This window comes from Mycobacterium sp. 1245499.0 (genome assembly GCF_001673615.1).
Taxonomy (GTDB): domain Bacteria; phylum Actinomycetota; class Actinomycetes; order Mycobacteriales; family Mycobacteriaceae; genus Mycobacterium; species Mycobacterium europaeum_A.
This window is the reverse complement of record NZ_LZMG01000273.1, coordinates 20790-34106: the sequence shown is the minus strand read 5'-3', so window position 1 is coordinate 34106 and position 13317 is coordinate 20790. Positions and strand designations below refer to the sequence as shown.

Here is a 13317-nt window from a genome sequence, read left to right as displayed (position 1 = left end):
TCGTCGCGCATGGATTCGGCGGCGTCGGCCAGCGCGCCGACCAACTCCGCTTCCTGCCCGGGCAGCCGCAACACGTGCGCGGCCCCGACCTCGACGGCGGCCGCCCACGTCGCCGTGTCGGGTTCGGCCGGGGTCAGCACCGTCACGTAATCGCGACGCGGCAGCGCCCATCGCCCGCAGCGAGCGGCCGCCCCCGCGTCCAGCACGACGGCCGCGGCCGCGGCCCACGTGTTGCGGCTGCCCGGGCAGGAAGCGGAGTTGGTCGGCGCGCTGGCCGACGCCGCCGAATCCATGCGCGACGACGGGTCGCGTGGCCACGCGGTCGCCGTGATCGGCGGCTGCGGTGGGGCGGGCGCCTCCTCGCTGGCGGTCGCCCTGGCCCGGACCGCCGGCGATGCGCTGCTGGTGGACCTCGACCCGTGGGGTGGCGGCCTCGATTTGTTGCTGGGCAGCGAGACCACTCCGGGGTTGCGCTGGCCGGACCTCGCGTTGCAGGGCGGGCGGCTCACCTGGTCGGCGGTGCGTGATGCGCTGCCACGCCACCGCGGAGTCAGCGTGCTGTCGGGCACTCGCCGCGGCTACGAGCTGGAGGCCGCGCCGGTGCACGCCGTCGTCGACGCCGGCCGGCGTGGGTCGGTCAGCGTCATCTGCGACCTTCCCCGTCGTCTCAGCGACGCGACCCAAGCGGCGCTGAGCGCGGCCGACCTGGTGGTCGTCGTGACCCGCTGTGACGTGCGCGCGTGCGCGGCGACCGGGGCGCTGGCCCCGGTGCTGGCGTCCGTCAACCCCAACGTCGGCCTGGTGGTGCGGGGCCCGTCGCCGGGAGGACTGCGGGCGGCCGAGATCGCCGATCTCGCCGGGCTGCCGTTGCTGGCCGCGGTCAAAGCGCAGCCGCAACTCGCCGAACAGGCCGACCGCGGTGGCCTGCGGCTGGGGCGACGCTCACCGCTCGCCGCGGCGGCCGGCCAGGTGCTCGGCGTGCTGCCGGCGGCCGGCGTGCCGAAGGGCAAGGCGGCGTGAGCGGTTCGCTGATCGACCGCGTCCGTGAGCGGCTGGCCGGCGAGCCCGGCCCGCTCGGACCGGCGGTGGTGGCCGCGGCCATCCGGGCCGAGTCCGGCGGGATGCTCGGAGACACCGAAGTGTTGGCCAATCTGCGGGTGCTGCAGACCGAGCTCACCGGTGCCGGCATCCTCGATCCGCTGCTCTGCGCCGACGGGACCACCGACGTCCTGGTCACCGCCCCGGATGCGGTGTGGGTTGACGACGGCACCGGTCTGCGGCGCACCGAGATTCGCTTCCCCGACGACGCGGCGGTGCGGCGGTTGGCGCAGCGGCTGGCGCTGGCCGCCGGCCGCCGCCTGGACGACGCGCAGCCCTGGGTGGACGGCGAATTGACCGGCGTCGGCGCCGGCGGGTTCGCGGTGCGGCTGCACGCCGTGCTGCCGCCGGTGGCGGCCGGTGGCACCTGCATTTCGCTGCGTGTCCTGCGGCCGGCCAGCCAGGATTTGGCGGCCCTGATCGCCGCCGGGGCGATCGAGCCGGCGGCGGCCGCGCTGGTCACCGACATCATCGACGCCCGGCTGGCGTTCCTGGTCAGCGGTGGCACCGGCGCCGGCAAGACGACACTGCTCGCCGCGATGCTGGGCGCGGTGTCGCCGGCCGAACGGATCGTCTGCGTCGAGGACGCCTCGGAGCTCGCGCCGCGGCACCCCCATCTGGTGAAGCTGGTCGCACGCTGCGCCAACATCGAAGGCGTCGGCGAGGTTCCGGTCCGCCAGCTGGTCCGGCAGGCGCTGCGGATGCGGCCCGACCGCATCGTGGTCGGCGAGGTCAGGGGTGCCGAAGTGGTGGACCTGCTGGCCGCGCTGAACACCGGCCATGACGGCGGCGCGGGCACCGTGCACGCCAACAAGCCTGGTGAGGTTCCCGCCCGGCTCGAGGCATTGGGCGCGCTCGGCGGCCTGGACCGGGCCGCGCTGCACAGCCAGCTCGCCGCCGCCGTGCAGGTGCTGCTGCACGTCGAGCGCGGCCCCGCCGGCCGGCGGCGACTCGGCGAAATCGCTGCGCTGCAACAAGATCAGGGCCAGGTGCGGGCGGTCACCGTTTGGCATGCGGACCGGGGCATGACCGATGCCGCCCCGCAGCTGCAGCGCCTGGTGCGCAGCCGGATGCCGGCATGAACGGCCCAGCCGCGGGTGCGCTGCTGCTGTCGCTGGCGCTCGTCGTCGCCGGGCCCTCGCCGCGACGGCGGCTGTCGACGTCCCGGCACCGGCGGTTCCCGGCGGCCGGGCTTCGTGCGGCGGGCTGCGCCGCCGCGGGTATCGGATGCGCCGTCGCCATTGCGCTGCCGCCGACCACCGTGCTGTGCAGCGCGGTCGTCGGGGCGACCGCGCTGCTGCGCTATCGGCGCCGCCGGCGCATCCGGCGCGCGACGGCCGAGGGCCGCGCGCTGCAGACCGCGCTCGAGGTGCTCGTCGGTGAATTGCGGGCCGGCTCGCATCCGGTGCGTGCGTTCCGCGTCGCCGCCGACGACACCGCCGGCGCGGTTGCGGTGTCGCTGCGGTCGGTGGCGGCGCGGGCCCGCCTGGGCGCCGACGTCGCGGCCGGTCTGGTCGTGGCGGGCCGCGCCTCGGCGCTGCCCGGGCATTGGGAGCGGCTCGCACTGTGCTGGCGGTTGGCCAGCGACAACGGGTTGGGCATCGCCACCCTGATGCGCGCCGCTCAACGCGATATCGCTGAGCGGCAACGGTTCTCGGACCGGGTGACCTCGAGCATGGCCGGTGCCCGCGCGACCGCGGCGATACTGGCCGCGCTGCCCGCGCTCGGCGTGCTGTTGGGCCAGCTGATCGGGGCCGACCCGCTGGGCTTCCTGCTGGGCGGGCGCGCGGGCGGCTGGTTGTTGCTCATCGGCTCGACGCTGGCCTGCGTGGGTCTGCTGTGGTCGGACCGCATCGCCGATCGGGTGGCGTCGTGAACCGATCGGGTGGCGGCGCATGAATCTGGCGGCGGTGCTGCTGGCGGCGGCGCTGTGGATCGGACCCGGGCCAACCCTGGTGCGCGGTCGCGCCGGAGTGCCGCTGCGCGGCGGTCGGCTGCGGCGAAGCACCGGGTCGCCGCGCGGCCCGGATCCGCTGGCCGTCGCTTCCTGTCTGGACGTGCTGGCTGTGTGCCTGGCGGCGGGCATGGCGGTGTCGAGCGCCGCGGCCGCCGCCGCCCCGTCGGCGCCGCCGAATCTGGCCAGGGTGCTGCGCCGCGCCGCCGCTCTGCTCGCGCTCGGCGCCGATCCCGCTGTCGCATGGTCCGTTCCGTCCGGCGCGCAGGATGCGACCGACCCGCAGATCGATGCGCTGCTGCGGTTGGCCCGACGTTCGGCGTCCTCGGGTGCGGCGCTGGCCGGTGGCGTCGCCGAGTTGGCCGAGGACTCTCGCCACGACGCCGCGCACGCGGCGAGTGCGGCTGCCGAGCGGGCGGGCGTACTGATCGCCGGACCGTTGGGCCTGTGCTTTTTGCCGGCGTTCGTCTGCCTGGGCATCGTACCGGTGGTGGCCGGTCTGGCCGGTCAGGTTCTGCAATCGGGTCTGCTATGAAAAGAGAGGAAGTCATTGATACTCAACCTGTTTCGCGAAATCTCCGCGCGGCTGGCCGTGCTGGCCGCCGACGAGTCGGGCATGTCGACGGTCGAGTACTCGATCGTCTAGCTTTAGACCTGTGACCCCACGAGCCAAGCCCACCAGCACTCCGGTGAGATCCGCTACGCGGGCTCTCATCGTCGTACGACTATCCCGCGTCACCGAGGAGAAGACATCTCCCGAGCGCCAGCTCAAGACGTGCAAGGAACTGTGCGCCCAGCGCGGATACGAGGTCGTCGGCGTTGCCGAGGATCTGGACGTGTCAGCCGGGTCCACCTCCCCATTCGACCGTCCCCAGCTCGGGGACTGGTTGACGAACCGGCTCGGTGAGTTCGACGTTCTGGTGGTGTACCGGATGGACCGGATCGTCCGCCGCCTTCTCGACCTCGCGGACCTGATCCGTTGGTGCCAGGAGCATTACGTTTCGTTGGTCAGTGCATCCGAGGCATTCCTAGACCTCACAGCACCCTTCGGGGACATCATCGCCTTGCTGGTGGCAAAAGTCGCAGAGATGGAGCTGGCTGCGATCTCCGATCGCAACGCCTCAGCGTTCCGGCACAACTTCCGAGCTGGCAAGTACCGGGGAGGCATTCCCCCGTGGGGCTACCTGCCTCAGCGGGACGAGACCGGAGATTGGCGGCTCGTCCAGGACTCGGAGCAGGTCCAGGTGATCAACGAGGTCGTGAGCCGCGTTCTGGAGGGCGAACCCCTCCGGGCGATCGCTCACGATCTCACGGCCCGAGGGGCCCTCACCCCGAGGGACCGGTTCGCACAGTCGCGAGGCCGGGAAGTCAAGGGTTACGAGTGGCATTCGGGACCGCTGAAACGTTCCCTGACAAGGGAAACGCTCCTGGGGTATGCGGTCGGCAGGGAGGCGTTGGAGGACGCTCAGGGGCGTCCACGGCGGGACGCCAAGGGCAAGAAGATGTTTGGGCCCGAGACCGTCGTTCGGAACGACGACGGGTCGCCTGTGGTTCGGGCTGAGCCGATCATCACCCGCGAGGTGTTCGACCGGTTGGGGGTCGAGCTGGCCGACCGGGAGAATCGGAAGGAACCGACCAAGCGCAGCAGCGGGCTGCTGCTGCGGGTGATCTTTTGCGGGGTCTGTGGGCGGCCCGCATACAGGCTCAAGGGTGGCCCTGGCCGGTCTCCCCGGTACCGGTGTTCCTCTGCTCAGTACAAAGAGAACTGTGGAAACAGGTCCATCCCGACGGACAACGCGGACCAGATGGTGGAGCGAGTTCTCCTCGGGATGCTCGGGGAGTCAGAACGTCTTGAGCGCGTTTGGGACTCGGGCTCGGATCACTCCGCAGAGCTGGCCGAAGTTGACGCCACACTGGCCGATCTGGTGGACCTCGTCGGTGCAGGCGAGTTCAAGGCAGGAACCCCCCAGCGGGTCAGGCTTAACCAGCGAATCACCGAGCTTGCAGCTCGGCAGGAGGAGCTGTCCAAGCGGGCCGTGAAGCCCGCTGGGTGGACATGGGAGCCGACCGGGGAGAAGTTCGGCGACTGGTGGGCACGGCAGGACGTGACGGGCCGGAACGTGTGGCTGCGTTTGATGAACGTCCGCCTTGAGTTTGACCAGGGCCGGCTGCAATTCGATCTGGGAGACATCTTCGCGCTGACTGAGCAGATGATCGCAACGGGTCCTGTAGCCGAGTGGCAGCAGGTCCTGACCGCTATGCAGGACAACGGCATTGCCGGGGTCGAGGTCACGACCACCGGCGAGATGCACTTCACGCCGGCGAAAGGAGCCTGACCAAATGCCCGCTGTGAACACCGCCGAATGGCTGATGGCCATCGACGCTCATCCGGACACGCTCGACACCGATCTGGTGGTGGCCACGGCCCTGGCCAACGGGGACGCCGATGTCGAAGGCGTAGCCCCGGAGATCGTCACGGATTCGGTGGAGGAGCTGATCGCACTGGGGTTCCTGGAGTCGGTCCTGGCGGCTGATCACCCGAACGGCGAGGAGCACTTGCTGGCGCTGCGTTTCCCTCCCATTCACTAGTTCGCCAGACACGCGAACGGCAGGTATTCTGGCATCACCTTTCTTTTGCGTCGGGAACACCGGCCACCCCGCGGGGGGCCGTCGCACCCGACAAAGAAGAAAGGAGAGGCACGATGACGACCGAGACTGACGAGCAGCAGTCGAGGGACCGAATCGCCAAGTGGGGCCCGTTGGTCCTCACGGCGACCCGGTTGATCTTCGACCTCGTCCACCGGCTCCACGGTTAGCTACCACGGAGCAGGTCGGACAAGACCAGGAGCGGAAGTAGCTAGTCCGGTCTGGGTTTTCGGGGAAGGTCCCCGACCGTCTTCCGGCCAGAAGACGCGAGAACGGTGCGGTAGGTTTTGCACCGAAATGTACGAAAGCCGTCCGGATGGCGGTGAAGGCAAGACACGAACCGGGACGGAACATCGACTGGTTCGCCGCCGGGAGCCCCGCGGAAAGTTGGGCGGGCCCGGTCACACGCGCAAACGCACCCACGCACAAACGTATTTGATTCGAATCAAGAAAGACGCCCGGCAGGTCGACACCGGGCGTCCTTTCTTTTTGACAGCCAGGGCGACACGCCCCAAGCTCTCAAAGGCGGTCGCAGGGCGGCACTACGTTGCTGGGTCGCTGCAGCTCCAGCTCCCAGCGCACGAGATGCAGCGCCATTTGCAGGACCGGGTCATCGGGGTCGAACCCCTCCCCGCGGATCGCTTCGCGTTCTTCGTCGTCCATGCGAGCTTGGACGCATGGTGGGCGCGCTTCGTTCCCTCAGATGGGAGATGAGATGACCATTCCGAAGCCTTATTTGATAGGGCTGGTAGTGAAGTAGATGCCATAATCCGTCCGGGACCATCGGCCGGCCGCCGACTGAACGACTTGGAGGCACTGCGTTGAACATCTGGGAGTCGTTTGTCGAGTTTCTTGAGGATCTCATCCGCCGGTTTGGCCTGATTAAATTGATTTTCGGGTTTACCGGCTTTGCATCTGCACTCATTGGACTAGCACTAGGTTTTCACCTCAGCTCGGAGGTGAAAATTGGCCTTGCCGGGGTCTTCGTCATCGTTGTGCTCTTACTTACCTGTCTGGCGCTCATCATCGACCGCCATCGGCTGCGCAGTCGGATGACCGAAGGTACGGACGTCCTTAACCGCTACGGCGACGAGATAGTTAGTAGGCAAGACTCCGATTCTTTTGACATAAAAGAGTGGCGTGATGAGCAGTATGTCGACAAGAACGGGGATACGACAATCCGCCGATGGTTCACGCTAGTGGTCCGAAACCAACCGCTGCAGACCTTCTGGCATGTAATGGTGATGGACAGTTTGCAAGACAACATAAACTACCGAAAAAAATTGACCATCGACGCGAAGACCTTCGATCCGAATACTCTTGAGCCTGGCGTTAACTTCTTATACACGCGACGTTGGGAGGGGCAACATTCGGTAAGGCTCTTTGTGCATCTCGACCGCCCGTATGCGCCGGGCGAAGAGGTGCGGGTTCTTCTTCAGGTTTTTTGGCCAGAATACTTGCTAAAATTGCTGGAGAGTAAACAAGGTGACGATTTCGAGTGGATCTTTCGACGGAAAGTCGACCAGCTGCGTGTGACATTCGTGTTCGCGAAGCGGCTGGGCATCGAGGACAAATTCGCGACGAAACCATTTCCAGGGTCGCAGGAGCCGAAGCAAACGATTGGACCGGACGGAACGATGAAGGTGGAGTTCGAGGCGAACCATCCGCCCATGAACGCTTCCGTCGGGTTCAAGATCCAGCGGACCAAGTGGTAGCATAACTAGGGTCACGAGAGGAGGCTTTACGTGTCTTTCTTCAACAGGGCTGAGAGCTAGGACCCTTCAACCCGACCTACTCCCCGGTAGCGGTGAGTAGGTCGTTTTCTTTGCGTTTGGTGGGACCACCGTGGATCGGGTGGATCTGAGATGCTTTCACCGTGACTGCGACCGTCCCCCCACACAGAGACCTCCTGTGGCCCACCCTCCAAGCTGCCACTGCCCTCGGCGGCTCGGCGTCCATCGCCGAGTTGGACGCCGCCGTCATAGATCGCGAGGGATTCTCAAGCAAGCAACAAGACGTCCTGCATGGCGATGGACCGCAGACCGAGATCCGATACCGCCTCGCCTGGGCGCGGACTTATCTCAAGGGGCTGGGCCTTCTGACGAATAGCCAGCGCGGTGTCTGGACGGTCACCGAGGCCGGCCAGGGCGTCAACAGTAAGGACGAAGTCCGCAAGCTCTTGGCGGAGTATGACGCGGCCTACGCCGAAAAGAAGGACAAGCGTAAGAACGGCGCACAATCCGCCGTTTCAACTGAACTGGAACAAGTCGAGGCCGAAGCCGAGGTTGAGTGGAAAGAAGAGCTGCTTGAGACCCTTCTCGCAATGTCGCCGGCTGCCTTCGAGCGATTAGCTCAGCGCCTCTTACGTGAATCGGGATTTTCCAGCGCCGTTGTGACGGGGCGTTCGGGTGATGGTGGCATTGACGGCTTGGGCGTCTACCAGCTCAACCTATTGAGCTTCCCTGTGTTCTTTCAGTGCAAGAGGTACTCCGGGAGCGTCACACCATCCGCCGTACGCGACTTCCGGGGAGCGATGGCAGGCCGGGGCGATAAGGGCCTGCTCATCACCACCGGCACGTTCACCAGCGAGGCCCGCAAGGAAGCTACCCGTGACGGTGCGCCACCGATCGACCTCATCGACGGGGACCGCCTGTGCGATCTCCTGAAGGAGTTGTCCCTTGGCGTCACTACCACCCAGCGAGTGGTCGAGGACGTGAAGATCGAGGGGGACTACTTCGCGTCGCTTGAGTCGAAGTAGCCGTTAAGGCGCAGCGGCTTAGTGGCGGCCGGTCAGCGGTACCAGATCTGACACAGCGACAGTCGGTTTGTACAGCGATCACGGTTATCGCGATCATCAGACCGGGATACGTCCGGGTGCCTGCTGTGTCAATCTGAAGCCAAGCCCCGCTAACCCTGGGACTTCGAGGCGCTGAGGCGCCGAGGCCGCTGTCGACCTTGTCAAGGCAGAATATGGGTCTAGCCCACCAGTGCGTGAATCGGAACCACGACGACGGGCCAACTGAGCTACCAAACCCAACAGGGTCACGGCAATTAGCTGTGGCCCTTTTTGCGCTCCAGGTGAGCGCCCGACACCCCCAGGAGGAAACAATGAGTGATTCCGTAACCCCAGACCGAGTCGACCAGTGGCGGCGTGAGAACCCCGCCAAGGCAGCGATGCCGACCGTGAAGTTTTACCAGCGGCCAGACGGAAGACAGGCGATCTGGGTAGTTCACAACGGCGAGTACACGTTCTACGTGGACTGCGCCCGGTGCGGCAAACCGTTGCCGCCCCAAGTCCGCAAAGAGAACCCGTACAGGCGTCGGAGGGGCCTCGGGGATGAGCAGCGGTGGAAAGACCTGCACCCGGAGTGCCGTGTATCCGATGACGAGGCGCACTTCCGAGACATGAAAGCCAAGAAAGCTCGCTACCGTGCCACGGAGGAACTTCGTAAGCAGCTCGGAGGTATCACCGACTACGCCATGCGGAAGTACGAGAAGCTGGAACAAGCCGAACGTGATTACGACAACGGAGGTTATGTCGGCGACGGTGACTACGACCTCTAGTTTTTAACCCGTTCCATGCCGATTCACCAGGGCTTTTGGTCGGTGTCTCGTACTATTGTATGAAGAGCAAAAGAACTTCCCGCCCTCCCAACTGGACCACCTTCCTGGGTTGGTTGAGCGCGGGGACCAACGACCTGCTAGGGCTTATCTCCCCCTTGCAGGTTCTGAGATGGGACTCTCAGAAATGGAGCCCTCCGGTCGACCCCGGAGGGTTTTCCTTTGTCCCCCAAAAGTCTTCGCCTCGGCGTCATCCACGCCGGGGCCTTTTTTGTGGCGAGTTTTGCCACAAACACAGGCGTAGTCAGCGGCTACGCCACCTATCCACCCGGCAGTCGGAGGCTGCCAATCGGAAGTGATCGGAGATCACAGCCATGACCTACTGCAAACGCAACCACGCTATCCGGTCCTCGCAGGACCGGCTGCCCAACCGGACCTGCCGACAATGCAACCGGATGGCTTGCCGCGACTACCAGCGTCGTACCCGTGCCGACGCGGCGAAGTACCGCCAGCTCCAAGAGCTACTGCAGATCGCCTGAGCGCCAAACAGAAGCGGCCAGGAGCCGCGACACCACATGAAAGGTACGAGATGAAACCCAAACTAGAAGACCTCAGCCCAGCTTGGCAGGCAGAGGTAACCCGACTGCGGCGCGAGTGCGCCGCCCATCGACGCGAGAAGATCGAGGCACGGCGTGCCTTTGATTCGCTGGCCGACAGGGTTGCCGCTGCTCTACAGGCTCGGGCCGATGTCTGAGATTCTCCCAAAGACGTTGTGGGATCAGGCGTATAACCGTGGAGGTGTGAAACTGCCCAAGGCTGTGCTGAACACCCTGCGAACCTGGGCAGACCCTCGCACGCTGGAATGCTTCGCAACGCTCGATGACCTAGCGGAGTGGACCGGGCTGTCTCCTAGTGCCTGCTGGCGCCAGATCAAGGCCAACGAGGCAGCCGGTTGGATCGAGGTGGTCCGCCAGGGCCACTCGGGTGGCAAGGCCAACGATTACCGTCTGCTGAACCCTGGCGTTAACGCCAAGGTTCGGAACCGCCAGGAGGAACCAAACCCTAGCATTAACGCAATGAACCCTGGCGTAAACGCCAAGGAGACCTTAGCGAAAACGCACAACCAGTTAGGGATAAAGGAGATACCAAAGGGGATCTCCAAAGGAGAAGAGAACCCTAGCGAAAACGCTAGGGATGACCAGGACCTCCACTCGGCGGAAAATTCGCCTCGTGTCGGTCCTCTCAGGGACCAGGGAGATCCTTGGGGATCTCCTATTTTTTCCAGCGAACACACTGAGCCCCGAAGGGGTGAAGTGCAAGGGGATTGCAACCCTAGCGTTAACGCCAAGGTTTCGGTTGCGAGAACGCAAGGGCCGCAGGACGGCCCGGCGACAGCATTCCCAGACCCATTCGCGGACTGGCGCCCTCCCGTGCTCGCAGAGACGACGCAGCCGGCGGACACAGGTGATCCCCGCGATCCGTTCTCAGCAGCGTTCGTACCCGCAACGCAGTAACGCACAACCGAATAAGGATCAGGCCCTCAGCAATGGCGTTGGGGGCCTCTGTCATACCCACAGGCTTCGGCACAAGCCGTGCCCTCAGAGCAGGCCAGCTCCGCTGGCTGCGACACAGGAAGGTATCCAGCATGACCGTAGAAGCTCCAGAATCGACGGAGACGAACGAAATACCCCAGGGGGGTACCCAAGGCGCCCCCCAGCCTCAGAACGGCTCTGAGGGCCAAAAGGGTAACCGGGAGGCTCGTTACCGTGTCGAGCGCAACGAAGCGCGTACGGCACTGGCAGCGGCTCAGGCCCGGATCGAAGCCCTGCAGACCCGCGAGGTCCATCGCCTGGCCGAGGAGCTGGCTCAGCCCTCGGACCTGTTGGAGCTGGGAGGCGTCTCACTGGCTGATCTGATGGATGACAACGGAGAAGTTGATCCCGAGGCAGTGGTCGAGGCTGTCGCTGCGCTGATCGAGGCTCGCCCTGGTTTGGCCAAGAATCCCCGCCAGCGTGCCGTGGACCCCTCGCAGGGCCTCGGTAACGGCACTGGCAAGCGAGCACCGACGTTCGCTGACCTGTTCAAGTCTTGAGCTATCGGGAGGTCTGTGACCTCCCCCAGTTCACGTTAAGCACCTGTGGTGCAACCGGATTCCGGCCTGTGGTCGGCGTCTAGTCCAAATCCATTACGCCCGTCGGCATAAGGCCAGCGGGCTTTCTCGTTTCCAAGGAGGAAACATATATGTCCATGAAGCGCACCGACCAGGCGCAGTCGTTCCTGCCCGAGGACTTCGGCAAGCTGCTCGATCTAGTGGTTCAGGAGAAGTCTGTGGCTGCCAAGGTCTCGACACTGTTCAGTACCAACAAGGAGAAGGCTGCCTTCCCGCTGTGGGTCGCTAGTCCCACTCCGTCCTGGTTGGACGAGTTGGAAGACATCCCGCTGACCGATGGCGACACCGACGAGGTTGTCGTGGAGCCGAAGAAGACGATCTCGCTGACGCTGATCTCCAACGAACTGGCGGACGACTCCGACCCCGACGTTGCCCAGCAGATCGCGGTTGCGGCTGCCAACAAGCTGGTTGCCAGCATTGACTCCGCGTTCTTCAACGACGGCAGCAATGCGAAGGCCCCCGCCGGCCTGCTATCGCTGGTGGACGGGTCGTCCAACCCGAAGTACCAAGAGGTTGATCCCGGTACTGCGCTGACGAACCTGGACCCGTTCATCGAGGCCCGCTACGCGGCTCAGGAGCAGAACGCGAGCCTGACTCACTGGTTGGTCACCCCGGCCACCGCCGAGGCCCTGTCGAAGCTGAAGATTGCGAGCGGCTCCAACCAGTCGCTCATCCAGTTCGTGGAAGACGGCATCACCGTCGCGGGTCTGCCGGTTGTGACCTCGACTCACGTTGACGCGGCTTCTACCGCGTGGGGCGTCGACAAGACGCAGCTCCGCTACGTGCTGCGCCAGGGGTCGACTGTCGAGAAGTTCGACAGCGTCACGAACGACGGCCTGTACGTCCGGGCGAAGAGCCGCATCGGGTTCGGGTTCCTCAACCCGGCTGGCGTAGTTCGCATCTGGCACGACGCTAGCTAAGCCCCCAACACGTTTGAACGAGGTGGAGGCCCGGGGTTCTGAGACTCCGGGCTATCTGCTGTCCACCAAACGGGAAGGAAAAGCGCATGAGTAACGAAGAACCGAACCAGACCAGAAGCGATCAGGCTCGGTGCCCATTAGGGTCGCTCTGTCCTCGGTCGTTAATGTCTTGCGCTGTGAGGTAACAGTTTTCCATCAGACCCACTAGCTCACCGTAGGTGAGAGGCTTGTCTGAACCAATCGTCAGTTCATGCTGTAGCAGCCGGATGCCGTATGGATCGTCGGAACCAAAAGGCAACCTACCTCGCTGCATCTCAGCCAGATCCGGTGGTTCGAGCAAACGATCAGGAGTGTGCTGCACTGTATTCCGGATGCGTTTCAGGCGGCCGAAGGCATCTTGGTCAGGTAGAGGTCCGCCCTTACCGAAACCGTGCTTACGCAGCAGTAGAGCAGTGCTAATACCCCGGTGTGTCGCGTCCAGGCAGGTCTCTAAGTGGTCAGTGGCCAACCTCAAATGTTGCCCTTTGTGCCCTAGCGTCTCCCATTCGCTCCATCCGATCGAATCAAAATTGCGAACCGACTCTTCTGCAGCAAGATATTCTCTGACCGCCTTATCTGTGACGTGTCTGAGATGGGTGTAGGCCATCACGAATTTCCGGTCTGCCCTGAGGGCCTCAGTGCTCTCGCCAAGCATTGCGAATACGGCGCTATGCAACGCCCTTTCCGAAAAATGGTCGACTGTTGGCAGCACGACGTACGGCTCCCTGATGTCCATCCGCTTAGCGTATTCCGTCCGCCCGGCTGATTCCGGAAGATGGCGCGCATCTGGCCCACTGTTGGCGTCTGGGCGGGGTGGACGGGTTGCGCTGTGGGAGTGGAGCACTGGCCGTTCGGAAGTGGGCTAGTACGCGGCAGTGGGGCACGTCGGGCAAGGCAGGCGTGCAGGAGCACGCGGGCACCAGGGTAGG

At 64.8% G+C, this 13317-nt stretch carries 12 protein-coding genes and 3 pseudogenes; 12 read left to right on the top strand and 3 right to left on the bottom strand.

Translation table 11 applies throughout. From position 1 onward, the window contains the following. A pseudogene (locus A5646_RS16360) lies at nt 1–293 on the bottom strand (helicase); the annotation flags it as partial. On the opposite strand from A5646_RS16360, the pseudogene ssd reads away from it, so the two are divergent. From ssd to A5646_RS16330, 7 genes and pseudogenes are all read left to right on the top strand, one after another. After that, nucleotides 196–1020: pseudogene (gene ssd, locus A5646_RS16355) on the top strand (septum site-determining protein Ssd); the annotation flags it as partial. The pseudogenes A5646_RS16360 and ssd overlap by 98 nt on opposite strands. Then, a complete protein-coding gene (locus A5646_RS16350) occupies nt 1017–2180 on the top strand; it encodes a TadA family conjugal transfer-associated ATPase (RefSeq protein ID WP_066867604.1) in 1164 nt (387 codons plus the stop codon). The pseudogene ssd and the gene A5646_RS16350, both read left to right, overlap by 4 nt. Then, a complete protein-coding gene (locus A5646_RS16345; RefSeq protein ID WP_067022678.1) occupies nt 2177–2974 on the top strand; it encodes a type II secretion system F family protein in 798 nt (265 codons plus the stop codon). Before A5646_RS16350 ends, A5646_RS16345 begins: the two co-directional genes overlap by 4 nt. A 19-nt stretch (nt 2975–2993) precedes the next feature. Continuing rightward, nucleotides 2994–3587: a type II secretion system F family protein gene (locus A5646_RS16340; RefSeq protein WP_197505216.1), complete on the top strand. Its 594-nt coding sequence runs from the start codon at nt 2994–2996 to the stop codon at nt 3585–3587. Between the two features lie 18 nt (nt 3588–3605). Continuing rightward, nucleotides 3606–3692 (top strand): annotated as a pseudogene (locus tag A5646_RS30435) (DUF4244 domain-containing protein); the annotation flags it as partial. Nucleotides 3693–3741: 49 nt separating this feature from the next. Further along, on the top strand, nt 3742–5388 hold the full coding sequence (locus A5646_RS16335) for a recombinase family protein (RefSeq protein ID WP_067022675.1): 1647 nt from the start codon (nt 3742–3744) through the stop codon (nt 5386–5388). A gap of 4 nt (nt 5389–5392) precedes the next feature. Continuing rightward, nucleotides 5393–5641 (top strand): hypothetical protein, encoded by a 249-nt coding sequence (locus A5646_RS16330; RefSeq protein WP_156765625.1) that lies wholly within the window; start codon nt 5393–5395, stop codon nt 5639–5641. Between the two features lie 576 nt (nt 5642–6217). Here the strand turns inward: A5646_RS16330 and A5646_RS29035 are convergent. Continuing rightward, nucleotides 6218–6361, bottom strand: coding sequence for a hypothetical protein (locus tag A5646_RS29035; RefSeq protein WP_156765624.1), 144 nt, complete (start codon nt 6359–6361; stop codon nt 6218–6220). Between the two features lie 158 nt (nt 6362–6519). On the opposite strand from A5646_RS29035, the gene A5646_RS16325 reads away from it, so the two are divergent. From A5646_RS16325 to A5646_RS16305, 5 genes are all read left to right on the top strand, one after another. Beyond that, on the top strand, nt 6520–7413 hold the full coding sequence (locus tag A5646_RS16325) for a hypothetical protein (protein WP_067022669.1): 894 nt from the start codon (nt 6520–6522) through the stop codon (nt 7411–7413). Between the two features lie 161 nt (nt 7414–7574). After that, complete coding sequence (locus tag A5646_RS16320) at nt 7575–8456, top strand: restriction endonuclease (RefSeq protein ID WP_067022666.1); 882 nt, start codon at nt 7575–7577, stop codon at nt 8454–8456. Nucleotides 8457–8806: 350 nt separating this feature from the next. Continuing rightward, a complete protein-coding gene (locus A5646_RS16315; RefSeq protein WP_156765623.1) occupies nt 8807–9262 on the top strand; it encodes a hypothetical protein in 456 nt (151 codons plus the stop codon). Between the two features lie 1642 nt (nt 9263–10904). Continuing rightward, complete coding sequence (locus A5646_RS16310; protein ID WP_067022660.1) at nt 10905–11351, top strand: hypothetical protein; 447 nt, start codon at nt 10905–10907, stop codon at nt 11349–11351. Between the two features lie 155 nt (nt 11352–11506). Beyond that, entirely contained in the window at nt 11507–12349 is an 843-nt protein-coding gene (locus A5646_RS16305; protein WP_197505215.1) for a phage major capsid protein, read from the top strand. Between the two features lie 121 nt (nt 12350–12470). Here the strand turns inward: A5646_RS16305 and A5646_RS29030 are convergent, their stop codons facing one another. Then, the gene (locus tag A5646_RS29030; protein ID WP_156765622.1) at nt 12471–13124 is read right to left on the bottom strand and encodes a hypothetical protein; all 654 of its coding nucleotides are present in this window, start codon (nt 13122–13124) and stop codon (nt 12471–12473) included. Nucleotides 13125–13317: the final 193 nt, after the last annotated feature.